The organism is Anaerostipes sp. (assembly GCF_018381315.1).
Classification (GTDB): Bacteria; Bacillota; Clostridia; order Lachnospirales; family Lachnospiraceae; genus Anaerostipes.
The window spans coordinates 1-23288 of record NZ_JAGZSD010000032.1 but is presented as its reverse complement, the minus strand read 5'-3'; the positions used below and the strand labels follow the sequence as shown (position 1 = coordinate 23288).

Sequence of the window (23288 nt, the reverse complement as noted above, 5' to 3'; positions counted from 1 at the left end):
AAAACGCTCCGCGAGGATCGCACTGCGGCGATAAGGAATCATGTCGCCAAAGCGACCCGCCGCAGGCGGAGAATCCCGCAAGCGGGATTCCTTCTTGTTCGATGTAAAAAGCAGTATACAATGGAAGGTTATGTTATAATGAGAGTGATATGGAGAATGGGAGATAACAGAGAAGGAGGCAGACGATATGAAGAAGTATGATGTTGGATTTAAGTTGATTATGACAGCGGTCTGGGGATTTGCAGGATGGGTTGTATGGTGTCTGTGTTCTACTGTTCGTTCCGCAGTTGAGCCACATCGTTTTTTTATATTTTTTGATTATATGGCTGTGGGAGGATTTGTACTGATTATTCTGACAGTATGGTCGCAACAGTTAAAAAAGAGAAGGAAGCACGTCCTGATTGCTTATGTTCTGCTGTGTACGGCAATAGCTGCCGGAGGTATTTTGACCTGGAAAGATAAAAAAGCAGCGGTATTAAATCAAAATTTTGATACAAAAAAATATCTGCCGTTTCATGAGGATTCAAAAATTGTCAGATTAAAGGACAAGTCTACGCTGAAGCTAAAAGATCATCTGCCGGTTATAGATGGCGCGGCAGCTTTATTTCCGGTTTATTCAGCAGTTGCCAATGCAGTATATCCGGAAGATATTACACTGCTGGATGACGAAGATGAGGAGTGTGTATTTGTTTATAACAATACTGTTGAGGGCTATGATGCCCTGGCAGAAAAAAATACAGATTTGTTTTTTGGTGTTTATCCTTCAAAGCAGCAGTTGGAATGGGCCAAAGAGTGCGGACAGGAGTTTAAACTTACTCCGATTGGGAAAGATGGATTTATTTTTTTCGTGAACAAGGATAATCCGGTCAGCAGTCTTACCACAGAGCAGATTAAGAAGATCTATTCAGGTGATATCACGAACTGGAAGGAGGTTGGAGGAAAAAACGAAAAAATTGCCGCCTATCAGAGAAATGAAAACAGTGGAAGCCAGACAGCATTCCTGAGGTTTATGGAAGGAGAAAAGATAATGAAGCCGCCGACAGATCAGGTGGAGGATTTAATGTCGGGCATTATAGAGGAGGTAGCTGACTACGAGAACCGTACAGGCTCCATTGGATTTTCTTTTCGCTGCTATACGGAAAAGATGATTGCAAATCCACAGATTAAAATACTGTCTGTAGATGGTATCAGGCCCTCCAAAGAGACAATTAAAAATGGAACATATCCTTTAACGGTATATATTTATGCAGTGACACGAAGAGCTGACAAGAAAAGGAATGTCAAGAAGCTGGTGGACTGGATGTTGTCTGAACAAGGGCAGTATATTATTGATCAAACAGGATATGTCCCAATCAAATAAAAATATCTGGTTCTTAAGCTAATTCTTTGTTGCTTCATTTGACAATACTTGTTACGATACTGTTATCTTAAAGAAAAAGAAAGAATTATGGGAAAGAAGAGGGAAGTATGAATATCATTATCGTAGGCTGCGGAAAAGTCGGCCGTTCACTGGTAGACCAGCTGAGCAGCGAGAATCACGACATTTCGGTAGTAGACCCGAAGGCTCATGTAGTACAGTCACTGGTTGATATGTATGATGTGTTTGGCATTGTAGGGAATGGAGCCAGCTATAATATTTTGAAGGAAGTCGGAGTGGAAGAAGCGGATCTTCTGATTGCCGTGACAAACTCTGATGAATTGAACTTACTGTGCTGCCTGATTGCTAAAAAGGCAGGAAAATGTGCCACAATTGCGAGAGTCAGCAACCCGGTTTATTTTGATGAGATCAATTTTATTAAAGAAGAAATGGGGATTTCCATGATCATCAATCCGGAACTGGCCGCTGCCTCCGAGATGTCCAGAATCTTAAGGATACCCACGGCCATGGAGATCAATTCGTTTGCAAAGGGAAAAGTGGAACTCTTAAAATTCGTTCTCAGAGAGGATTCGGTTTTAAACGGAATGGGAATGAAAGAGATAGGAGAGAAAATGCACGGCGAGGTTCTTGTATGTGCTGTGGAACGGCAGAATGATGTATTCATCCCTTCCGGAGACTTTGTATTGCAGAAGAATGACAGAATTTCCATTGTGGCTTCACCGGGATGTGCCAGCAGGTTTTTTCAAAAGATCGGCGTTCAGATGAACCCTGTCAGGAATGTTATGATTGTGGGAGGAAGCAAAACAGCGTATTATCTGTCTAAAAAACTGCTGAGAATGGGGATATCAGTAAAGATCATAGACAAAGATTTCGACAGGTGCGAGGAACTGAGCGTTCTGCTGCCCAAAGCGGTCATCATCCACGGAAATGGCAGCGACCAGGAGGTACTTTTGGAAGAGGGGCTGCTTGAGACGGATGCTTTTGTGGCACTGACTAATTTTGACGAAGAGAACGTATTTTTATCCCTTTTCGTAAAGGGACAGACTCCTGCAAAACTGATTACAAAGGTAAAACGTGTCAGCTATAATCACATTATTGACGGCCTTGACCTTGGAAGTCTTATCTATCCGGAATACATCACGGCACAGTATATTATTCAGTATGTCAGGGCAAAACAAAATTCGATCGGCAGCAACATAGAAAATCTGTATAAGATTGTAGACGGAAAGGCGGAGGCTTTAGAGTTCCATATTGAAGAGCATGCGCCTGTCATCGGTATTCCTCTGCAGTCCCTGCCGCTGAGAGACCAGATCATCATCTGCAGCATTAACCGGAATGGGTCGGTTACAATTCCCACAGGACAGGATATGATTCAGGTAGGAGATACCGTAATTGTTGTAACCACGAAGACAGGGCTGCATGACATCAGTGACATACTGAAAAGAGAATCAAGATGATTGGGGAGAAGAAATAATGAATTATGCTGTTATCCGGTATATACTGGGACTGGTCATCCTGTTTGAGGGTGCGTTTCTGTCACTGCCGTGTATGGTAGCGATTATCTACAGGGAAGCGAGGGGAATCCCTTTCCTTGCAATTATGCTTCTCTGTCTTTTTATTGGTTTTTTATTGAGCCATAAAAAACCGAACAATATGCAGTATTATGCGAAGGAAGGCTTTGTGGCAGTGGCACTGAGCTGGATCCTGATGAGCTTTTTTGGGTGCCTTCCCTTTGTATTTAATGGAGATATTCCGTCTTTTACAAATGCAATGTTTGAGATGATCTCGGGGTTTACCACCACCGGAGCGAGTATTTTGTCAGACGTAGAGGCGCTGGCAAAGTGCAGTCTTTTTTGGAGAAGTTTCAGCCACTGGATTGGGGGCATGGGCGTTCTTGTATTTATACTGGCGATCCTGCCAATGGGCGGCGGACAGAATCTGCATTTGATGAAGGCAGAAAGTCCGGGGCCTTCTGTAGGAAAGCTGGTCCCCAAAGTGAGGCAGACGGCCAAGATTCTCTATGGAATCTACTGCTTTATGACGCTGGTAGAAATCGTACTGCTCATGTTCGGAGGGCTGCCTCTTTTTGATTCCATGCTGCTGTCATTCGGAAGTGCCGGTACCGGAGGTTTCTCTGTGCTGAATTCCGGATTTGCCGATTATAGTCCTTATATTCAATATACGGTTACGATTTTTATGATCTTGTTTGGGGTAAATTTTAATGTTTATTATTTTATCCTGATTCGGAAATTCAGGGATGCATTTAAGTTTGAAGAGCTGAAATACTATCTGTTTGTCATTGCAGCCGCCATAGCATGTATCACTTACAATATCAGAGACCTGTTTCCGACTATGGAATCTGCGTTCCGCCATGCTTCCTTTCAGGTAGGATCTATTATTACAACCACAGGATATTCGTCTGTCGATTTTAATATCTGGCCGGAATTTTCCAAGGTGATTCTGGTGATGCTGATGTTTATCGGAGCCTGCGCAGGGAGTACGGGTGGAGGCATTAAAGTATCCAGGGTGATTCTGATGTTAAAGACGGTGAAGAAAGAAATGTACTTTTACATACATCCAAGAAGCATACGGAAAATAAAATTCAACCAGCATGTAGTGGAGCATGAGGTTATGCGTTCTATCAATATCTTTTTGATTACCTATATGATGATTTTGTCATTTTCCACACTGCTGATTGCCTTGGACGGATTTGACCTTATTACGGATTTTACTGCAGTTGCGGCGACTTTGAATAACATCGGCCCGGGACTAGAACTGGTTGGGCCTACAAGCAATTTCGGGATGTTTTCGGACTTTTCCAAGGTAGTCCTCATGTTTGATATGCTGGCCGGAAGGCTGGAGCTGTTTCCGATGCTGGTCCTCATAAGCCCTATCACATGGAGAGATACCAAGGTTTTTAAGAAGATGCCAAAGTACCGCAAGAAAAGTCCGGGTATATAGAAAGTGTAATGAATACTTGGGAAGGCAGATAGAAAAGCCACATTCCAATCCTGGCAAAGGACAGGACAGGCGCCGGGACAGTAAAAAAAGTCATGGACGGCACATTTGAAAGTATCACGCAGAGATCACAGCAGATGAACAGAAAGAGCCCTGCACAAAAAAGAGTATATTGAAAGTTCATGCGGCGGACAGCAAGACTTTCCGCCGCATTGAAGATTAACTGAGTGAAGTAAAAAGCACCTGCCGCTGCTGTAAGATCCCACAGATTGAAGATTCCCAACAGGAGAAAGATGCAGCCTGTGAGAAGAAATCGAAGGGGAAGAAAAGGAAGGCAGAAAAAACCTCCCGCCCGGAGAATGCGGCAGTAATACAGTAACTGTACTCCGCAGAAACATAGAATTCCTGCCAGGTAGTGGGAGTCAAGGACCAGGAGGAAGAGATCAGCAGCAGCGGTCAGTCCGAGAGCAGATGTTATCAGAATCCGGTCCGGCATTCCGGCAAAAATCAAACTGAAAAAGAAGCACAGAAGAATGGAACAGTATTTCAGAATTATGCAAAGAGTGTTTAATGACGAAAGAAGGTCCAGTGTTAAAAATGAAATATAGAGAATGCTCTCTGTTAGAATGAAAAGAAGAATGATGGACCCTTGGGGGTCTGTTTTTTTCATTTTGTACCTGCCTTTCTTAAAACGCCATGGATTTTTTGCCTGTTTTATAGTATTCTTATTAAAATGACAAAATATACAAGGAGGTTGATTATGAGTCGAGTATTTAAGTTCCACAATGATGTGGATACGGACCAGATTATAGCATCCCAGTATTTGCTGCTGCCGAATATTGAGGAAATGAAAGTATATGCGTTTGAATCAATTGATCCGGATTTTTCAAAGAAGGTACAGGAAGGTGACATCGTTGTGGCCGGGGAGAATTTTGGATGCGGATCATCCAGGGAACAGGCCCCGAGTGTTTTGAAGGCTCTCGGTGTAAAAGCCATTGTTGCCAAATCTTTTGCAAGAATCTTTTACCGCAATGCCATCAACATCGGGCTTCCGGTTGTTATAAGCGGGGAGCTGTATGATAAGGTGGAGCAGATGGATGAGATTGATCTTGATCTTACCGAAGGAGTAATCAAAACGAAGGATGAGACACTGCCTTGTACAAAGCTTCCGCCTTATATGCAGAATATCTTGGACCATGGCGGACTGATCAACTTTTTGAATGAAGGTGAGGTATAAGATATGGGAATGACGATCGGAGAAAAGATTATTGCAAGGGCCGCAAAAGTTAAGGAAGTTAAGGCGGGAGAGATCCACACAGTGGAATTGGACCGGCTTATGAGCAATGACGGAACAACACATCTGACCATTGATATGTATCACAACGATCTGAAAAATCCAAAGATCGCCGATAAGGATAAGCTGGTTTTCATTATTGACCACAATATCCCGGCAGAGAATCCGAAAACTGCGGAGGCTCACAGAAAGATGAGAAACTTTGCCAGGGAGCATGGAATTGCTTTTTATGAAGGAAAAGGAGTCTGTCATCAGATCATGGTGGAGGACTTTGTATGTCCGGGCGAGCTGATTATGGGAGCAGATTCCCATACTTGTACATACGGGGCATTGGGCGCTTTTGGAACAGGCATCGGCTGCACAGACTTTTTGTATGGCATGGTGACAGGAACCTCCTGGGTTATGGTGCCTGAGACGATCCGTTTTGAACTGTCAGGCAGGTTAAAGGAAGGGGTCTATGCAAGGGATCTGATCCTTTCGATTATCGGTATGGTAGGGGCAAACGGATGTAATTATAAGATCATGGAATTTGCAGGAGAAGGTGCTCATAACTTAAGTATCAATGAACGGCTTGTGCTCTGCAACCTGGCAGTGGAAGCAGGAGCTAAGACAGGAATCGTAGAGCCTGATGAAAAGGTTGCAGAATATGTGGAATCCAGAGGCAGAAAAGCGGAGAATCTGTTTGTCAGCGATGAGGATGCGCATTTTGAAAAGGTATACCATATCAATCTGGATGAAATCGAGCCTGTTGTTGCAAGACCGCATTTGATCGATGATGTGGTGCCGGTAGACGAGGCGGGAGATGTAAAGATTGATGAAGCCTTTTTAGGTTCCTGCAACAATGGACGGATTGACGAGCTGCGCTTGGCGGCTGAGATCTTAAAAGGGAAAAAAGTTCACGAAGATGTCCGGTTTTTGATTGCCCCTGCATCCAATGAGGTGTATATGCAGGCGCTGGATGAAGGACTGATTGATATATTTATGGAGGCAGGAGCCATGGTCATGAACAGCAACTGCAGTGTCTGCTGGGGAAGCTGCCAGGGTGTTATCGGTGAAGGAGAAGTGCTGATCTCCACCGGAACAAGGAACTTTAAAGGCCGTGCAGGACATCCGGATTCCTATGTATATTTGGGATCTGCTGCGACTGTCACTGCATCTGCTATAGCAGGAAAAATCGTGAGAAGATAAAGGAGTTTACATATGGAAAAGTTTAGTGGAAAAGTATGGGTGCTGGGCGATGATATAGACACAGATATCATTATTCCCACTGAATATCTGGCACTTCCGTCTGTGGAGGACATGAAGCAGTACGGATTCTCTCCGCTGCGCCCGGAGCTGGCATCACAGATCGGAGAGGGCGATATTATCGTCGCAGGAAAGAATTTCGGATGCGGATCTTCCAGAGAACAGGCTCCGGAGATCATCAAAGCTCTGAAGATAAAATGTGTCATTGCAAAATCCTTTGCAAGAATCTTTTTCCGCAATTCCATCAATAACGGACTTCTGCTCATTGAGAATGACCAGATTCAGGTGCATGTAAAGGAAGGGGATACACTGGATGTGTCACTGGGTGAAGCGATTATCCATGACGGCAAAGAGTATCCGGTCCAGTCACTGCCTCAGAATCTTATGGATATCATTGAAGCCGGAGGACTGGTGGAAGCGATGAAGAAAAGGAACGGGGTGAAATAAGTATGGGAAATACAATCATTGAAAAGATTATTCAAAAGAACACGGGTGCTGAGTCAGTTACACCGGGTCAGATCGTGACGGTCAATGTGGACCGTGTGATGATCCATGATATCTTTATCCCGTTTGTTGCGGAAAAGTTTGAGGAAATGGGATTTACAAAGCTCTGGGATCCGGATAAAGTGGTACTGATCTACGACCATCTGGTTCCGGCCAGTGCTGTGGAGGATATCCGGCATTTTAAGATCGGAGATGCTTTTGTTAATAAATATGGACTGAAAAATATCCACAGAAGTGACGGGATCTGCCATCAGCTTATGACGGAGTGCGGTTATGCAAAGCCTGGAGATATCGTATTTGGAACTGATTCTCATACGACCACTTATGGATGTGTGGGATGTTTTTCTTCCGGCATCGGTTATACGGAAATGGCAGCTATTCTGGGAACCGGAGAGATGTGGGTGAGAGTTCCGGAAACAATTAAGGTTGTCATAGACGGCAAACTCCCGGAAAATGTGTCTTCAAAAGATATTATTCTGAGGCTCATCGGGGATCTTGGAGCTGACGGGGCTACCTATAAAGCGTTGGAGTTCTCAGGAAGCACAGTGGAAAAGATGAGCGTAGCCTCCAGAATGACAATTTCTAATATGGCAATCGAAGCCGGGGCAAAGGCCGCTTTGTTTTCTCCGGATGAGAAAACGGCAGAATACTCTGAAGTGGAGCTTTCCGATGTAGACTGGATTTATGGAGACGAGGATGCTCAGTATTGCAAAACTGTTGTCTATAGGGCAGAGGATCTGGTTCCTGTAGTTGCATGTCCGTCACAGGTAGATAAGATCAAGCCGGTTTCTGAGGTGGAGGGAACAGAACTTGACCAGGTGTTCATCGGTTCCTGTACAAATGGAAGACTGGAAGATCTGAAAGCGGCGGCAGAGATCCTGGAAGGCAGGAAAGTTGCCGATTATGTGAAGCTGATTGTTACGCCTGCCAGCAGAAAGATCTATATGGAGGCATCCAAAGCCGGTTATCTGAAAACTTTGGCAAAAGCAGGGGCTATTATCACACAGCCGGGCTGCGGACTCTGCTGCGGAAGAGCCGGGGGGATTCTTACTGACGGGGAAAAGATTCTTGCAACCAATAACCGGAACTTTCTTGGAAGAATGGGGACATCTAAGGTGGAGATCTACCTTGGGTCACCAAAGACAGCAGCGGCATCTGCTGCTGCAGGGAAAATTGTAGCTGCCAAATAGGTAACCTTAGAGATAATCTACACATAAAACTAAAACTTGTACAAAATGTTTTTTTGTCAGACATTTTGTACAAGTTTTTTATTTTATGAAAATCTAAAAAAATAGTTATTGAAAAATGATGCCAAATGTTGTAATGTAACTGTATTGATAGTAATTAGAAAAAACATGAAAAAAGACCAGGAAAAGATTCTTTAAGGGAGAAGGATACTATGAATAAAAAATCAAATAAGGTTTTAACTCTGATATGTGGATTTTTTCTGCCGGTAATTTTAACTTTTCTTCTTCCGCTGCTCAAGATTTTATTGCTAGATCAGCAGAATGTTACGGGATTTATGGATGGAACTTTGCTGCCTTATCTGGGAACGGATCTTATCATAAACGGAGTCTGGGCTGCCGGAATTCTTATATATAGTCTATGGAATATTGGAAACAGTTTAAAATCAGCAGTGATGTCAAACATTTTTACAGCAGTCTGTGCATTGTCCGGATGCTATATTGTTTTAATGAGAACAGAGATTCTATATTTTGTAAGGATGATAGACACCAGTACTTATACATTGGAGACGATTGTTTTGTGTCTGTCCTGCGGATTGCTGGCCCGTAAAGTTTATTTTCATAAAAGATGATTTGTATTAAAGGAACAAAGAAGAATTGCCTTCTTTGTTCCTTTAATATATAAGAAGTCCTATGATCCCTGTGCACAGGATAACAAAGATCGGAGGTTTTTTCAGTTTTCTAAGCAAAAAGACAGCGCCGCCAAACAGCAGTGCCGCAGGAATCTGAAAAGAGGAAAGGACAACGTGTTCGTCAGTCCCAAACAAGGTAAGCAGCAGGATTGAGAAGGCAGCAGCCAGTACAAGTCCGAGAGAAGATGCTTTCAGGCCGTCCAGCACAGCAGACATATAGGCTGAATCACTTTTTTTCTGAAAAAACCGATACAGCAGAATAGAAATCGCAAATCCGGAGATTACACATCCTATTGTTGCCGCCACGGCTCCTGGAATTCCTGCGACACGGATTCCGACAAAAGAGGAAGTATTCACAGAAATAGGACCTGGCGTCATCTGCGAGATCGTAATGATATCAGTGAACTCCTGTGCCGTCAGCCAGTGTTTAGCAAGGACCACCTGCTCCTTAATCATCGGAAGAATAGCATAGCCTCCGCCGATGCTGAACAGGCCGATCTTAAAGAAGGCTGTAAACAGACGGACAATATTTAAGAGCATGTCTGGCACCTCCTTTTTTCATGCAGCCATACCCTGATCAGACAGAGTGCAGAACAAATGACCAAAATCAGCATGGCATTCACATGGAGCAGCAGATTTGATAAAAATGCAGCAGGCACCATGAAAGTGAGAAAAACAGATTTCTTTTTTAGAATCATTCCGCACATATCAACAATATAGTCCACAATCAAAGCCGCTGCCCCGGCCTGCATTCCAAGGAGAGCAGCAGAAACAATGTGACTGCTTCTGAATGCCTGATATCCTGCAGATATGACGGACAGCAGAAACAGTGGAGGAAGAATGGCAGCAGTACAGCTGATGAGGGCACCGGGAAGCTTTGCAATTTTATAACCGGTGAGTGCAGAGAGGTTGATTGCGATAGCTCCGGGTGAGGACTGGGCAATAGCAGCAATATCGAAAAGTTCTTCTTCAGCTATGAGCTGTTTTTTTGTAACAAAGTATTTCTTTAACATAGGAACGACGACATAACCGCCGCCAAAAGTAAAAGCACTGACTGTCAGATTAACCCGGAACAGCCAGGTATATTGTTTGAACAGGTTTTTATTCATAATGGAAATTCCCCCTTTTCTATAGTATACGTTTTCATGTTATATAAATAAAATTATATTATTTTATATATAACATGCTAAAATAGTAATGATAGGAGGGAAAATGTATGACGATCCGGCGATTATATGTATTTAAAACGGTATGCGATGAAGGTAGTATCACCAAGGCGGCAGAAAAGCTTTATATGACCCAGCCTGCGGTTTCCCATGTGATCCATGAACTGGAGAAAGAGCTTGGAACTGTTTTGTTTGACCGCATATCCAAAAAGGTATTTTTAAATCAGACAGGGAAACTCTTTTTAAAAAAATCAGTGAGGATTCTGGAACTGTACGAAGATCTGGAGAACGGAATCTATGACTTGGAAAAGCAGGCAGTCCTCCGGGTGGGGGCAAGTATCACCATATCAAACTTTTGGCTTCCCAGGGCCATGAAACAGTTCAAGGAAAAATATCCTGACACTCCGGTGAACGTCCAGGTATGCAAGGCCTCGGATGTTTTGTCCATGCTTCAGAATAATGAGATCGATCTGGCTCTGATCGAGGGAGCTGTCTCGGAGAAAATGGCGGACAGCATTGCTTTTTCTTCTTTTCGGCTGTTTGTGTTCTGTTCCCCAAATCATCCGTGGGCGGATATGGAAGAGGTAGAACTGGCAAGGCTTTTAGAACAGCCGCTGCTGCTCCGGGAAAAGGGGAGCGCAACCAGAGATGTGCTGGACAGTGTACTTCTGCTCCATGATCTGAAAGCTGAACCGTTTTGGACCAGCGTTAATTCCCAGGTGCTGATACAGGCAGCCAAGGAAGGCCTGGGGATTACCGTACTTCCGGAACGTCTGGCAGAGCACGAAGTTGTAAAAGGAACCTTAAAGAAAATCGGAATTAAAGATATTGAACTGAAGAATGATAATCATATTGTTGTATATAAGGATAAATACCGGACAGAGCCAATGAAAGATTTCATCCATCTTTTGCTTGAAGAAAATGAAAATAATTGTAATTTGTGATACAATGAGAAATATTTCAAGTAAAGGAATGAGGAATTATGACAAACTTATTAATATCGTTATTTATTAAAGATAAAGACAACCTAAAAAACCATAAAGTCCGCCAGGCTTATGGAACCATGGGAGGAGCAGTGGGCATTTTCTGCAATGTTCTTCTGTTTTGCGGAAAGCTGACTGCGGGAGTTCTTACGGGAGCTATTTCCATCATAGCAGATGCCTTCAATAACCTTTCTGATGCGGCATCTTCTATTATTACATTGGTGGGATTCCGTATGGCAGGCCGTCCGGCCGACAAGGATCATCCCTTTGGACACGGAAGGATTGAGTATATTTCAGGGCTTTTAGTATCTTTAGCGATTCTTCTGATGGGATTTGAACTTTTAAAATCCTCTGTAGAGAAAATCTTAAGTCCGGAAGATATTATGTTTCGTCCTGTTTCTATAGGAATCCTTGTGGTTTCAATTCTTGTGAAGTTTTGGATGGCAGGTTTCAATAAAAAAGTAGGAAATCTGATCAATTCAGAGACAATGAGGGCAACGGCCACAGACAGCTTAAGCGACTGCATTGCTACATCGGCAGTTCTTGGCGGGATGCTGATTTTCAGGTTTGCAGGGATCAATGCAGACGGCTATGTGGGAATCCTTGTTGCGGGATTTGTTATGTGGGCGGGATTCGGAGCCGCCAAGGATACACTTTCACCGCTGCTTGGGACAGCACCGGATATTGAACTGGTAGAAGATATTCAGAATGAGGTGCTGAATAATGAACTGATCGTGGGGGTTCATGATATCATTGTACATGACTACGGCCCGGGCCGCAGGATGATCTCACTTCATGCGGAGGTGCCTTATCAGGTGGATATTTTGGAAGCACATGATGTGATCGACAACATTGAATACCGCCTGATGCACAAGTTCAACTGTGACGCAACGATTCACATGGACCCCATCGTTACAGATGATGAGGAGACAAACGAGGCAAGGAAGCTTGTAGAGGGAATTGTAAGAGAATGCGGAAGTGAACTGTCCATCCATGATTTCAGGATGGTAGAAGGGAAAACACATAACAATCTGATTTTTGACCTTGTGGTGCCATATGAATATGATAAGGAAGTGGGAGATGTTACGACGTACATCAGAAAGGAGATCAGGAAGCACCGGGAAAATTACTTTGCAGTGATTAAAGTGGACCGAAGCTATATCTGAACAAAAAAATGAGTGAACAACTGACCAATGACATGAGTGTGGGAAATCCGGCCAAAAAACTGTTTTTCTTTACGGTACCTATTGTGCTGGGGAACCTGTTTCAGCAGCTTTATAACATTATAGATTCTATGGTGGTGGGGAGATTCGTGGGTGCACAGGCACTTGCAGCGGTCGGAGCCTCCACTGCCATTGTGTTTTTATTTGTGGCCGTAGCTACGGGTTCAAGTATCGGCTACTCTGTAGTCATATCCCAGCTGTTTGGTGCAAAGGACTATGACCGGATGATGACGGCAATTTATACGGCCCTGATTTCTACATTCGTACTGGGCTTTGTGTTGATGATCATCGGAGCGGCGGGAACAGAAGGGATTTTGGTTCTGATGAGAACTCCTGCAGATATTTATCAGGATGCGGCAGATTATCTGAGAATTTATATGTTGGGCCTTGTGTTTTTATTTATGTATAATACTTTGAATGCGGTCTATAATTCCCTGGGAGCGTCAAAGATACCGCTTTATTTTTTAGCAGGTTCTTCTGTTCTGAACATTGTACTTGATTTATATTTTGTGATCCGTCTGGGAATGGGTGTGACAGGTGTTGCGTGGGCAACGCTGATCGCCCAGGGGCTTGCGGCGGTCATTTCTTTTATTAACCTGTTGTTTAGGCTGAAAACCGTCAAGACAGAGAAAAAGCCGGTGCTGTTCAGTCATTCGATTCTGCTCCAGATGGGAAGGATTGCGGTCCCGTCCATGGTACAGCAGTCCATTGTCTCTTTCGGAATGGTGTTTGTCCAGAGCCTGGTGAACAGCTTCGGATCTGTCGTGCTGGCCGGATATACGGCAGCGACAAAGATTGATTCCATCGCCATTATGCCTATGGTGAACGTGGGAAATGCAGTCTCTACCTTTACCGCGCAGAATATCGGGGCCAAAAAGCCGGAACGGATCAGGGAAGGACTGAAGGCCGGAAGGATGATGGCGGCCGGCATTGCTTTGGCCATCACAGCTGTTTTATTTTTTAAGGGAGATGTACTGGTGGCCCAGTTTGTGGATAAAACAGTCAATGCACAGGTTATTGCCGTAGGTGTGGACTATTTAAGGGTGGTTTCTGTATTTTATGCACTGATGGGGCTTATGAATGTGGTCAATGCAGTCCTTAGAGGAGCCGGGGATGTCGGTGTTTTTATGGCGGGGACCTTGTGTAATTTTGGATGCAGAGTTGCATTTGCATATATTTTGGCCCACTTTTTGGGAGCATCCGGAATATGGTGGTCAATCCCCATCGGATGGGCTGTTGCGTTTATGATCGGAACTGTGAGATACCGGAGCGGGAAGTGGAAGGATAAAGGCGTTATTGAATGAGGAAATCATTGTAAAGAAACTGGAAACGAGATATAATAACAAAAAGGCTGCTGCAGCTGGAGGCAATGAAGGATGGAAAAAGTAATAGATTTAGGAGGGAGGAGAGAAAATGCCAATCATTTTAAAAGCCTATCAGGAAATATCAAACAAAAAGGCGATCGCAAACGCAGTTTCCAATGCGGTTTCCTATCTGCTGGCTGATACCGCAGGGGACCGTCTGGCAAATGATTATGTTCTGACGCTGACAGATGAAGAACTTCAAATGGAACTGGTCGGATATTCCGAGTGGGGTGCAGTGCCGGAAGTGCGGGAGACAAAGTCTGTGAAACGGGATAAGATCCGGAAAGCCAGGCTGGAGGATGAGAACAAGATCGTGATAGAGACAGAGGACGAACCGGAGGAACTGGTCTTTTATTATAAAGAACCTCAGAGAGAATTCGCACAGCAGCTTTGTCTTGAACTTGCAAATGAATAACTTAAAGATATAGCGAAAAGGGAGCAGATACATATCATATCTGCTCCCTTTTCTATTGTTATATTACCATAAAATGACGTTTTTTTCAAGTCTTGTGATCCGGCAGGCACGGCAGTATAATAAGTCTCCAAGTAAAAGAAAGGGGGCATCATATGGAAGAAAATTTTTATGAACTGCTGATCAGAAAAAAAGAGCCGGAAGAACTCAGGGCAATGGAAGCGTGTAATGAAAAGACTTATGAGAAATTTGGTCTGAGCCTGTCAGAGGAACAGGCGAAAGAATTGATTGCGGTGAGGAATGCAAGCCTTAAAAAGTACCAGAGAGTAGAGTTTGGAAAAGGGATTCTTGACAAACTCATGTATATGTTCTGTGACTCCCAATATGTGGATCAGGATCATTATGCCGGGATATTAAAGGAGCTTCAGGATATTTTCTATCAGTTTAAAAATGAAGCCATGGATAAACTGACAGATGATGAGCTTCTTGAGTTCATGAAAGAGCAGTTTGAGACTGTATGCATGGGCGACCTTGAATATCTCAGAGACACTTGTCTGGAACGGTTTTCAAGGGCTGTGCGGGCGGGATATGAAGGATATAAAAAAAGCGGGGGCCGGGGTGAATACGGACAATTCAGTGAAGAAAAACACTGGGACAGTGAACTATATATGAATGCGCTGAAGGAATTATTTTGGGATTGAGATGATCTGCAGTTTTGAAGGGAGAAGATATGGAGTATGAGTTGGAGGAATTACTTCCGGCGGCAGCCTGCCTGACAGAAAAATATACATCAAAGGAGAGCAGTTCGGTAACCTATGAGACAGCCAGGATGCTGATGGAGGCGGTGATTTATTGTATCCGTGAGTGTGAAAAAGATTTTGGCGCTGCACTGCGGCCTCAAAGAGGGCTAAGTGCCATGGAGGCCTATGAAATAGGATATGAGAAGATACTAAAAAAAGCACGCAGTGCGAAAGCTGTCTATGACCGTGTGGCTCAGGAATTTGAGGACTATGGATGCAGTAATTACAGAGATACCATAATGAGAGGAATGCCAGAATTTTTTCTTTATTATGATGCCAGATTCTGTCCGCAGGATCATATCCTGACACTGGATTATCCGACTATGTGCTGTCACGGAGATCAGACTGGAATTGATCTGATTTTTACTTATCTGTGTAACGCAGAAACTGAAAAGAGCTTTTTAGATTGCTTTGAAACAAACTCTGTAAAAAAATTGATAAAGAATGCGGAGAATTCATACTGTGGGGAAGATATAACCTTCGGAGTGCATCAAAGATCTGGCAGTTATTATATGGGAAATATTTGTTCTTTGGTTTTGCTGCAGGCAGTAGGATGTATGGTTTCTAAAGGAAAATTGTCTGACCTGGAACTTACAAGAGAAGATGTAGAAGTAATCCAAAGATATTTTCAGGGCAGCAGTATGGAAGTGATGGAAGGAAAGATTCAGACAATCATTGGTTTCATGGCAGATCAGGCAGGGCTTGCCCAAAAGAGGGAATACTTTCAGACGGCGGCACACGAATATGCATCTCAGATTTACAATGCCATAGAGAATCAGGTACTGGATATTTTGTTTTTAAACCAGACAATATGAAATGCGTAATTATATTAGGAGGAACTATGTTAGAAAAGCTGGCAAAAAAATATTATTGTATTGATCTTGTATTTATTATTCAGGTAATCCTGACTTTTTTTAATGACGATTCAAACATTGCATTTGCGTTTACACTTCTGTGTATCCTGCTTGTCCTGTTTGAAATTTATCTGATCTTAAGGTACGAAAAAGGTACAAGAAAACAGCGGACAGGGATAACCGGATGTCTTGTCCTGACACTGCTTTTGGGTGTTTTACTGTGGTATCGGTAAAATGAACTGTCTCTTTATTTTCTCATAGATTCGATGTTTATTAATATTTCAGTGTACTTTTTTCTCTGTTCTGCATATATTAGCAAAAGGAAGTTGATTTGAGGAATTTTATGGCAGGAGTAATTTTAGATGCCGGACACGGCGGTTTTGACAATGGTGCCCAGTTTAATGGAAGAAGAGAAAAAGATGATACATTGAGACTTACCCTGGCAGTAGGGCAGGCTTTGAGAGAAAGAGGAGTTCCTGTGCAGTTTACCAGAGAGACGGATATTTATCAGTCTCCGCTTGAAAAAGCAAGAATCGGAAATGAGAGCGGAGCGGATTATTTTGTCTCCATACACAGGAATTCAAGCCCTCTTCCCAATACCTACAGCGGAGTGGAGACCTTGGTGTACAATGACAGCGGAATCAAGGCTGAGATGGCGAGGAATGTCAACCGCAGACTCAGTGAGGTGGGATTTAATGATTTAGGGGTTAAAGAACGCCCGGGGCTTGCGGTGCTCAGAAGAACCAATATTCCTGCGATTTTGATCGAAGTTGGTTTTATCAATACGGAGAAGGACAACGAGCTGTTTGACTCCCGATTTGACGATATAGCAAATGCCATTGCCGATGGAATCGTTGATACGATCGGATCAGGACAGCAGGAGCTTAGCAGTACCTACCGGGTACAGGTGGGCCTGTACCGCAATTTTTCCAATGCACAGTATGCGTTGAATGAAGCTTTGGCTCAGGGATTTGACGGTGATATTGTGTACCAGGAGCCTTTTTATGCCGTGCAGCTGGGAGAATTCAGGACGCTGGATGAAGCAGTGCAGTTTGAAAATGAATTGAAGCAAAGAGGCTATGACACCCTGGTTATTAAAAAATAAGGAGGATATGCTTTGTTTTATGTGAGATCAACGGACGGAATAAAAATAGCAGTCTACGATTACAACCCATTTGGAGAGGAGACTGTTGTTTTGATTCACGGCTGGCCCCTGTCTCATCTGATGTATGAGTATCAGATCGACCTTTTATGCCAGTGCGGCTGCAGGGTAGTGACCTTGGATCTTAGAGGCTTTGGAAATTCGGATACCCCTGCTTTCGGCTATACCTACGATCAGATGTCCCAGGATATCTTCCAAGTGATCAGAAGGCTGAAATTAAGGAATTTCACTCTGGTGGGATTTTCTATGGGAGGGGCTGTTGTCCTCCGTTATATGAGAAGATTTAAAAGCTTCGGAGTGAAAAAGCTGATCCTTTTGGCAGCAGCAGCTCCCTCATGGACAAAGAGGAAGGACTTCCCATACGGACTGACCAGAGAATATGTCAACGGGCTGATTGAACTGGCAGAGACTGACCGGCCTCAGCTATGCTATAACTTTAGCCATGAGCAGCTCTTTGCAAGTCCGCAGTCAGAACCAGCAGTGAATTGGTTTGAACAGATTGCCCTGTCTGCTTCCGGTCTGGGAACCATTCATGCAGCAGTTTCTTTAAGAGATGAAGATGGAAGAGAAGATCTAAAAGCTGTACATGTGCCTACATGGATTATATACGGGAAAAAGGATGTTGTGGTGTCCAATGACCTGGTGCGGATCCAGCATGAAGCAATCTGTGATTCCAAGCTGATACAGCTGGATGAAAGCGGACATGGAATCGTGTACGATCAGCTGGAGCTGTTTAATAAGTATTTTTTGAAAGCAATCAGAGCATAGGGTATGGGCAATATAAAGACGAAAAAAGAATCTTGACTTTTTTAAATTTTATTTGCTATAATTTGACTGAACCGAGTAGCAGAAAAATAAAAAGCACTCCGTGCAGGATGCGCACAAATGCATAGAGAAATTATTTGCCTGTGGCAAATCGCATTTGGCGCGCAAAGTGTACAAGCCCCTCAAAGAGTGAAGGGTTGGGGGAGATGAGGTGGGCGTGCCACTTTGTTCTTTCATAGGAACTTGAAAAGCAAGTCGAAAGGGAGATTTTATAATGGAACAAAAACAAAAAATGAACAAGATCGGAACAGAGCCGGTAAACCGTTTAATGCTGGCAATGGGAATGCCCATGATCTTATCCATGGTGCTGCAGGCTGTTTACAATATTGTAGACAGCGCATTTGTTGCCAATATGCAGAACAACGGGGAGGCTGCCTTAAATGCACTGACATTGGCATTTCCGGTGCAGATGATGATGGTGGCAGTGGGAATCGGAACAGGAGTTGGTGTCAATGCACTGCTGTCTAAATCTCTTGGTCAGAATAATCCGGAGAAAGTAAACAAAGCAGCAGGAAATGCAGTGTTTCTGGGAGTTGTAATCTTTATCTTATTTTTAATGTTCGGTCTTTTTGGAATCCGGGCGTATGTAGGTTCTCAGACTGGGAACCCGCTGATTGCCAATATGGCGGAAGATTATTTAAGAATCTGCTGCTGCACCTCCATAGGTATCGTATTTTTTTCTATCTACGAAAAATTGCTGCAGGCCGCAGGCCATTCTATATATTCCACCATTGCACAGATCGCAGGGGCTGTCACAAATATGGTTTTAGATCCAATTATGATTTACGGTTTTTGGGGATGCCCTGAAATGGGGGTAAAAGGAGCGGCTTATGCAACGGTGACCGGACAATGTGTGTCTATGCTGATGGCTCTTATCTTTCATTTGAAAGTAAACAAGGATGTCTCAAACAACATTCGGTATATAAGGCCTTCTGCACAGATTATAAAAGAAATTTATTCCATTGGCCTGCCGGCAATTATTGCTCAGGCTTTGATGTCTGTCATGACTTACGGGATGAATATAATACTGGGAGGCATCGGGGAGGCGGCGGTCACAGCATATGGACTGTATTATAAGATTCAGCAGTTTGTTCTGTTTGCAGCCTTTGGACTGAGAGATGCCATTACTCCGATTGTTTCCTTTAACCATGGAATGCAGAGCAGGACAAGAATCCTGGAGGGAATTAAATACGGCATTGGCTATACACTGTGTATTATGGCCGCAGGCCTTCTGGTGCTTGAATTATTTGCCGAGCCTTTTTCAGGTATTTTCGGTCTGTCGGGAACAACGCAGGATCTGTGCATCAGTGCAATGAGAATCATATCTGTAAGTTTTCTGTTTGCGGGAGCCAACATCGCTTTCCAGGGGATTTTTCAGGCACTGGACGGAGGGATTGAATCGCTTGTTATCTCGGTGTGCAGACAGTGTCTTTTTGTATTGCCGGCGGCGTGGTTATTTGCCCGGATGGTCAGAAGTTCAGGGGCAGACTCCTGGATCGTATGGCTGTCTGTTCCCATGGCAGAGATTCTGTCAGCTGCAATTTCCTGTCTGCTGATGAAACGGATCTATAAGCAGAAGATTGCAGGGATGAACACGGAGGAAGATAAAAAAGTACCGGAGCAGGGGAGGACTCAATATGAAGCATAAGATCATAACCATCAGCCGCCAGTTTGGAAGCGGCGGACGCACCATCGGACAAGAAACAGCCGGGCAACTAGGAATTCCATGCTATGATCAGGAACTTATTGAAAAGATTGCAAAGGAAAGCGGGTTTGCGAAAGAATACATTGCAGAAAAAAGTGAGAATGTCTCCCGCAGCGGCTGGCTGCCGCATTTTCAAATAACGGCATAAACGGAATGTCAGCTCAGGACTATCTGTGGGAGGCTCAGAAAAAATGTATTCTGCAGCTTGCCGAGAAAGAAAGCTGTGTGATTGTAGGCCGCTGTGCGGACTATATTTTAAGAAACAAAGCAGACTGTCTTACTGTATTTATTCATGCAGATATGAAACAGCGTGCAAAGAGGATTGTGGAAAAGTATGGGGAGACAGAGCATACGCCGGAGAAACGGCTGAAGGATAAAGATAAAAAGCGCAGTATGTACTATCATTATTATACAGACATGGAGTGGGGAATGGCAAAGAATTACCATATCTCATTGGACAGCGGTACATTTGGTATAAAAGCATGTGCAGACATCATTAAGAAATTTTACTGAAAAACAGCTGCAGGAACGATTTCAAGTACCGGACCTGCAGTTGTTTGAATGCCAGGCTGTTTTCATAACGAAAACAGATGAGTTGCAATATTAAAATAGATTAGAATAGAGCAGGTGTCCACAAGTGTCGTGATGAGAGGCGCCGCCATGATGGCCGGATCCAGTCCGATCTTTTTGGCCAGAAGAGGAAGACAGCAGCCCACAATCTTTGCCAGTATGATCGTTGCCATTAAAGAAAGCCCGATAAGAAGAGCCATTCTGAGGCTGTGGTACATAATAACAATGCGCAGGCCGTTGACGACAGCCAAAACAAAACCGACTAAAATTGCAACCCGGAATTCTTTGAAGACAACTTTGAAAAAATCATGAAACCGGATCTCATCTACTGCAATTCCCCGTATGATCAGGGTAGAACTCTGGGAGCCGCAGTTTCCGCCTGTATCCATCAGCATCGGGATAAAGGATACGAGAAGCGGAAGAGTCTGGAATGCATCTTCATATTTTGTGATGATCGTTCCGGTAATTGTAGCCGAGAGCATAAGGACAAGCAGCCATAAGATCCTGTGTCTTGCGTGGCTTATGACAGAAGTGCCGAAATAAGAGTCTTCGTTCGGCTGCATAGCCGCCATGATGGACATGTCCTCTTCTACCTCATCCTGCCAGACTTCCATGGCATCATCGAAGGTTACGATTCCAACCATGCAGTGTTCGCAGTCTACAACAGGAATAGCCAGAAGGCCGTATTTTTGGAACAGCTTGCTGACATTTTCCTTATCTTCATGCGTATTGACGTATATGAGGTTCGTCTCCATGATGTCTTTTATCAGCATCTGACTTTCATTGAGCAGCAGGCTTTTTGCCGTCACGATCCCAATGAGTTTTTTTTGTTCAATTACATAGCATGTATAAATAGTTTCCTGATCAATCCCGACACGTTTGATCTTTTTTAATGCCTGTTCCACAGTCATGTCTTTCTTTAAGTCGATGTATTCCACGGTCATAATGCTTCCGGCACTGTCTTCCGGATAGTTTAAAAGTCTGTTGATGGTCTGCCGGGTCTCTTTATCCGTTACATCTAAGATCTGCTCCACTACGTTGGCAGGCATTTCTTCAATAATATCGACTGTGTCATCCATATACATATCGTCAAACAGTTCTTTGATCTCAGACCGTGTGAAGGCATTGATCAATGTCTCCTGCATCGGAGACGACATCTCGGTAAAGACTTCCGCTGCTTTTTCCTTCTGGATCAGGCGGAACAGGATTGTATATTCTTTTTCTTTAAAGTTTTCTAATAATAATGCTAAATCTACATTGTTCATAGAATTAAGCACAACTTTTAAGGCAGGGTACTCCCGCCTCATGAGCAAAGCTCTGATGTTTTCTTCTCTCATGTTTTTTCTCCTTATTTGTATGAAATTTTGAAGATCAAAACATGAATGAAAATCCTCTCCCTGTATTTAAGAAACTTAAGGCGGGAGGTTTGGACTTTTCATTCATGCTGTATTGACTTCGGGGTGAATCCATACTCTCACATCCTTTCCTTAAATTTGGTTTTGGATTTCTGCCATCTTTATCAGAATACCTTTAAGCAGAAAAACTGTCAAGAAAAAGGGACGCAAGTTGACAATACAGCAGAGAAAGAGAGATAATATAATTGTTGGAAAAATATTCATTTATAGGAGGTATTTATATGGACAGTATAGACTTTGGACAGGATACAGGATTTTATCTAAATGGGAGAAGGTGCGACTTTACAAAAGAGGTCCAGGATTCATTTCCGCACAGAGACGGAATGGATCTCTGCCACGGCATCAGTTTTCACTGCATGGCGCAGGGCTTGGTTAATGCGATAAATTTTTATAATTACTATATTCGCCAGCCTGACCGGGAGCCAAGTGATACCAGAGCGTGGACACTCCGATTTATCACAGGCATGATCATCAGTGTCAAGCGAATGAAGATGAATGAACAGGAAATTCAGGATTTTATTGTGAACGGCATCAAGTCAGATACAGGAAATCTGCTGAATGATTACCGTTCCCACCTGAGGAAGCTTATGTGCAGTATGGAGTGGCTGGATCAAACACAGCAGGTTGAAGACTGGGTGGTCGAGGTTCATATGCACCACTGTACTTACTATATAAATCATATTTTAGATCTTCTTTATAATGAAAAGGAAAATTTGGATTACGGTTATTCCGTATGGAATCGTTCCCTTCAGGATGCATTTGATCCGTACGAAGTTCAGTTTAACGCTGCAGAAAACACCTTTCTTCTGGAAAGCGAACAGGACGGCGTGGCAGTGACAAACCTTCTTGCATATACACTTGGAAAAAGCGATGAGCTGGATAATACAGAAAACGGGCTGTTTTTCTATACTGCATCAAATGAAAATGAAGGCACTCTGTACAGCAGCCGCAATGATCCTGCAATTTTTCAGCCGGCCACTGCGGTGCAGCCAAATACTTTCCAAATATGTTATAAAAATTATTTAACCGGAGCGATTGAAGCGATTCCGATGATCTGAATTCTTTCAGAATGAGACAATCTTTTTCCCCATATAAATAGTACATAGATGATGAACAGGGGATGGACAGATTGAATAAGAAAAAACTGATCACAGGTTTTATATGCATCGTTGTTTTAGGGCTGTCATTGCTCGGCGGAGGCAATGCAGCCCTTTCTGTCTGGAATCAAAATGTAAGGATTTTAAATCCTTCAGACAACAAAGAACTTCCTATTTACTGTGTGGATACGAAGAAGAAAGAAATCAGCCTGACGTTTGACACGGCATGGGGAAATGAAGATATTGACCAGATTCTTAAACTGCTGAAGAAAGAAAATGTAAAGGCCAGTTTTTTCTTTTCCGGAGATTGGGTGCAGCGTTTCCCCAGGGATGTCAAAAAGATTGCAAAGGCAGGCCACGATATCGGTAATCATGGGGATAATCATAAATACATGACCAGGCTGTCCCCTGATGAACAGAAGAAAGAAATTCTGGGAGCACACAGCAAGGTTCAGGC

Annotated in this window: 24 protein-coding genes and 1 pseudogene; 22 read left to right on the top strand and 3 right to left on the bottom strand. The window is 43.5% G+C overall.

Annotated elements, in window-relative coordinates; translation table 11 throughout:
* The 9 genes from KH180_RS16220 to KH180_RS16180 form a co-directional block, all read left to right on the top strand.
* Window positions 1–201, top strand: a 201-nt coding sequence (locus tag KH180_RS16220) for a hypothetical protein (RefSeq protein ID WP_290762312.1), incomplete at its 5' end; no start/stop codon positions are given.
* A complete protein-coding gene (locus KH180_RS16215) occupies window positions 188–1360 on the top strand; it encodes a PstS family phosphate ABC transporter substrate-binding protein (protein WP_290762310.1) in 1173 nt (390 codons plus the stop codon). The genes KH180_RS16220 and KH180_RS16215, both read left to right, overlap by 14 nt.
* Window positions 1361–1467: 107 nt before the next feature.
* Window positions 1468–2835, top strand: coding sequence for a Trk system potassium transporter TrkA (gene trkA / locus KH180_RS16210; protein WP_290762308.1), 1368 nt, complete (start codon window positions 1468–1470; stop codon window positions 2833–2835).
* A 16-nt stretch (window positions 2836–2851) separates the two neighbouring features.
* On the top strand, window positions 2852–4339 hold the full coding sequence (locus tag KH180_RS16205; RefSeq protein WP_290762306.1) for a TrkH family potassium uptake protein: 1488 nt from the start codon (window positions 2852–2854) through the stop codon (window positions 4337–4339).
* 757 nt (window positions 4340–5096) lie between these two features.
* Window positions 5097–5573 carry a 3-isopropylmalate dehydratase small subunit gene (locus KH180_RS16200; protein WP_290762304.1) on the top strand — a complete coding sequence of 159 codons (477 nt, stop codon included), beginning with the start codon at window positions 5097–5099 and terminating at the stop codon, window positions 5571–5573.
* Between the two features lie 3 nt (window positions 5574–5576).
* A complete protein-coding gene (locus KH180_RS16195) occupies window positions 5577–6818 on the top strand; it encodes a 3-isopropylmalate dehydratase large subunit (RefSeq protein ID WP_290762303.1) in 1242 nt (413 codons plus the stop codon).
* Between the two features lie 12 nt (window positions 6819–6830).
* Complete coding sequence (locus KH180_RS16190; RefSeq protein ID WP_290762301.1) at window positions 6831–7322, top strand: LeuD/DmdB family oxidoreductase small subunit; 492 nt, start codon at window positions 6831–6833, stop codon at window positions 7320–7322.
* A gap of 2 nt (window positions 7323–7324) precedes the next feature.
* A complete protein-coding gene (locus KH180_RS16185) occupies window positions 7325–8569 on the top strand; it encodes a 3-isopropylmalate dehydratase large subunit (protein WP_290762298.1) in 1245 nt (414 codons plus the stop codon).
* Between the two features lie 209 nt (window positions 8570–8778).
* On the top strand, window positions 8779–9195 hold the full coding sequence (locus KH180_RS16180) for a hypothetical protein (RefSeq protein ID WP_290762295.1): 417 nt from the start codon (window positions 8779–8781) through the stop codon (window positions 9193–9195).
* Window positions 9196–9237: 42 nt separating this feature from the next.
* Here the strand turns inward: KH180_RS16180 and KH180_RS16175 are convergent, their stop codons facing one another.
* Window positions 9238–9795 (bottom strand): chromate transporter, encoded by a 558-nt coding sequence (locus KH180_RS16175; RefSeq protein ID WP_290762293.1) that lies wholly within the window; start codon window positions 9793–9795, stop codon window positions 9238–9240.
* Window positions 9786–10364, bottom strand: a complete 579-nt coding sequence (locus KH180_RS16170) for a chromate transporter (protein WP_290762290.1) — start codon at window positions 10362–10364, stop codon at window positions 9786–9788. The genes KH180_RS16175 and KH180_RS16170 overlap by 10 nt, the downstream gene beginning before the upstream one ends.
* 107 nt (window positions 10365–10471) lie before the next feature.
* Between KH180_RS16170 and KH180_RS16165 the strand changes: the two genes are divergently transcribed.
* From KH180_RS16165 to KH180_RS17000, 11 genes and pseudogenes are all read left to right on the top strand, one after another.
* The gene (locus tag KH180_RS16165; RefSeq protein WP_290762287.1) at window positions 10472–11365 is read left to right on the top strand and encodes a LysR family transcriptional regulator; all 894 of its coding nucleotides are present in this window, start codon (window positions 10472–10474) and stop codon (window positions 11363–11365) included.
* Window positions 11366–11403: 38 nt separating this feature from the next.
* Window positions 11404–12570, top strand: coding sequence for a cation diffusion facilitator family transporter (locus tag KH180_RS16160; protein WP_290762285.1), 1167 nt, complete (start codon window positions 11404–11406; stop codon window positions 12568–12570).
* Between the two features lie 8 nt (window positions 12571–12578).
* On the top strand, window positions 12579–13931 hold the full coding sequence (locus KH180_RS16155; RefSeq protein WP_290762282.1) for an MATE family efflux transporter: 1353 nt from the start codon (window positions 12579–12581) through the stop codon (window positions 13929–13931).
* A gap of 109 nt (window positions 13932–14040) precedes the next feature.
* Window positions 14041–14406 carry a hypothetical protein gene (locus tag KH180_RS16150; protein ID WP_290762279.1) on the top strand — a complete coding sequence of 122 codons (366 nt, stop codon included), beginning with the start codon at window positions 14041–14043 and terminating at the stop codon, window positions 14404–14406.
* 152 nt (window positions 14407–14558) lie between these two features.
* Window positions 14559–15104 carry a DUF6323 family protein gene (locus KH180_RS16145; RefSeq protein ID WP_290762276.1) on the top strand — a complete coding sequence of 182 codons (546 nt, stop codon included), beginning with the start codon at window positions 14559–14561 and terminating at the stop codon, window positions 15102–15104.
* A gap of 29 nt (window positions 15105–15133) precedes the next feature.
* Window positions 15134–16018 (top strand): DUF6179 domain-containing protein, encoded by an 885-nt coding sequence (locus tag KH180_RS16140; RefSeq protein WP_290762273.1) that lies wholly within the window; start codon window positions 15134–15136, stop codon window positions 16016–16018.
* 26 nt (window positions 16019–16044) lie between these two features.
* A complete protein-coding gene (locus tag KH180_RS16135; protein ID WP_290762270.1) occupies window positions 16045–16290 on the top strand; it encodes a hypothetical protein in 246 nt (81 codons plus the stop codon).
* Window positions 16291–16400: 110 nt separating this feature from the next.
* On the top strand, window positions 16401–17162 hold the full coding sequence (locus KH180_RS16130; RefSeq protein ID WP_290762267.1) for an N-acetylmuramoyl-L-alanine amidase: 762 nt from the start codon (window positions 16401–16403) through the stop codon (window positions 17160–17162).
* 21 nt (window positions 17163–17183) lie between these two features.
* Entirely contained in the window at window positions 17184–17987 is an 804-nt protein-coding gene (locus tag KH180_RS16125; protein ID WP_330624613.1) for an alpha/beta fold hydrolase, read from the top strand.
* Between the two features lie 271 nt (window positions 17988–18258).
* Window positions 18259–19692 carry an MATE family efflux transporter gene (locus tag KH180_RS16120; RefSeq protein ID WP_290762261.1) on the top strand — a complete coding sequence of 478 codons (1434 nt, stop codon included), beginning with the start codon at window positions 18259–18261 and terminating at the stop codon, window positions 19690–19692.
* A pseudogene (locus KH180_RS17000) lies at window positions 19682–20262 on the top strand (AAA family ATPase). Before KH180_RS16120 ends, KH180_RS17000 begins: the two are co-directional and overlap by 11 nt.
* A gap of 62 nt (window positions 20263–20324) precedes the next feature.
* Here KH180_RS17000 and mgtE read toward each other — a convergent pair.
* Window positions 20325–21656: a magnesium transporter gene (gene mgtE / locus KH180_RS16110; RefSeq protein ID WP_290762259.1), complete on the bottom strand. Its 1332-nt coding sequence runs from the start codon at window positions 21654–21656 to the stop codon at window positions 20325–20327.
* Between the two features lie 299 nt (window positions 21657–21955).
* Between mgtE and KH180_RS16105 the strand changes: the two genes are divergently transcribed.
* Window positions 21956–22792, top strand: a complete 837-nt coding sequence (locus KH180_RS16105) for a hypothetical protein (RefSeq protein WP_290762256.1) — start codon at window positions 21956–21958, stop codon at window positions 22790–22792.
* A gap of 62 nt (window positions 22793–22854) precedes the next feature.
* Window positions 22855–23288, top strand: a 434-nt coding sequence (locus KH180_RS16100) for a polysaccharide deacetylase family protein (RefSeq protein ID WP_290762253.1), incomplete at its 3' end; no start/stop codon positions are given.

Coding starts and splice junctions, on each gene's coding strand:
- KH180_RS16215 (WP_290762310.1), top strand. CDS start 188: ATGAAGAAGTATGATGTTGGATTTAAGTTGATTATGACAGCGGTCTGG.
- trkA (WP_290762308.1), top strand. CDS start 1,468: ATGAATATCATTATCGTAGGCTGCGGAAAAGTCGGCCGTTCACTGGTA.
- KH180_RS16205 (WP_290762306.1), top strand. CDS start 2,852: ATGAATTATGCTGTTATCCGGTATATACTGGGACTGGTCATCCTGTTT.
- KH180_RS16200 (WP_290762304.1), top strand. CDS start 5,097: ATGAGTCGAGTATTTAAGTTCCACAATGATGTGGATACGGACCAGATT.
- KH180_RS16195 (WP_290762303.1), top strand. CDS start 5,577: ATGGGAATGACGATCGGAGAAAAGATTATTGCAAGGGCCGCAAAAGTT.
- KH180_RS16190 (WP_290762301.1), top strand. CDS start 6,831: ATGGAAAAGTTTAGTGGAAAAGTATGGGTGCTGGGCGATGATATAGAC.
- KH180_RS16185 (WP_290762298.1), top strand. CDS start 7,325: ATGGGAAATACAATCATTGAAAAGATTATTCAAAAGAACACGGGTGCT.
- KH180_RS16180 (WP_290762295.1), top strand. CDS start 8,779: ATGAATAAAAAATCAAATAAGGTTTTAACTCTGATATGTGGATTTTTT.
- KH180_RS16175 (WP_290762293.1), bottom strand. CDS start 9,795: ATGCTCTTAAATATTGTCCGTCTGTTTACAGCCTTCTTTAAGATCGGC.
- KH180_RS16170 (WP_290762290.1), bottom strand. CDS start 10,364: ATGAATAAAAACCTGTTCAAACAATATACCTGGCTGTTCCGGGTTAAT.
- KH180_RS16165 (WP_290762287.1), top strand. CDS start 10,472: ATGACGATCCGGCGATTATATGTATTTAAAACGGTATGCGATGAAGGT.
- KH180_RS16160 (WP_290762285.1), top strand. CDS start 11,404: ATGACAAACTTATTAATATCGTTATTTATTAAAGATAAAGACAACCTA.
- KH180_RS16155 (WP_290762282.1), top strand. CDS start 12,579: ATGAGTGAACAACTGACCAATGACATGAGTGTGGGAAATCCGGCCAAA.
- KH180_RS16150 (WP_290762279.1), top strand. CDS start 14,041: ATGCCAATCATTTTAAAAGCCTATCAGGAAATATCAAACAAAAAGGCG.
- KH180_RS16145 (WP_290762276.1), top strand. CDS start 14,559: ATGGAAGAAAATTTTTATGAACTGCTGATCAGAAAAAAAGAGCCGGAA.
- KH180_RS16140 (WP_290762273.1), top strand. CDS start 15,134: ATGGAGTATGAGTTGGAGGAATTACTTCCGGCGGCAGCCTGCCTGACA.
- KH180_RS16135 (WP_290762270.1), top strand. CDS start 16,045: ATGTTAGAAAAGCTGGCAAAAAAATATTATTGTATTGATCTTGTATTT.
- KH180_RS16130 (WP_290762267.1), top strand. CDS start 16,401: ATGGCAGGAGTAATTTTAGATGCCGGACACGGCGGTTTTGACAATGGT.
- KH180_RS16120 (WP_290762261.1), top strand. CDS start 18,259: ATGGAACAAAAACAAAAAATGAACAAGATCGGAACAGAGCCGGTAAAC.
- mgtE (WP_290762259.1), bottom strand. CDS start 21,656: ATGAGAGAAGAAAACATCAGAGCTTTGCTCATGAGGCGGGAGTACCCT.
- KH180_RS16105 (WP_290762256.1), top strand. CDS start 21,956: ATGGACAGTATAGACTTTGGACAGGATACAGGATTTTATCTAAATGGG.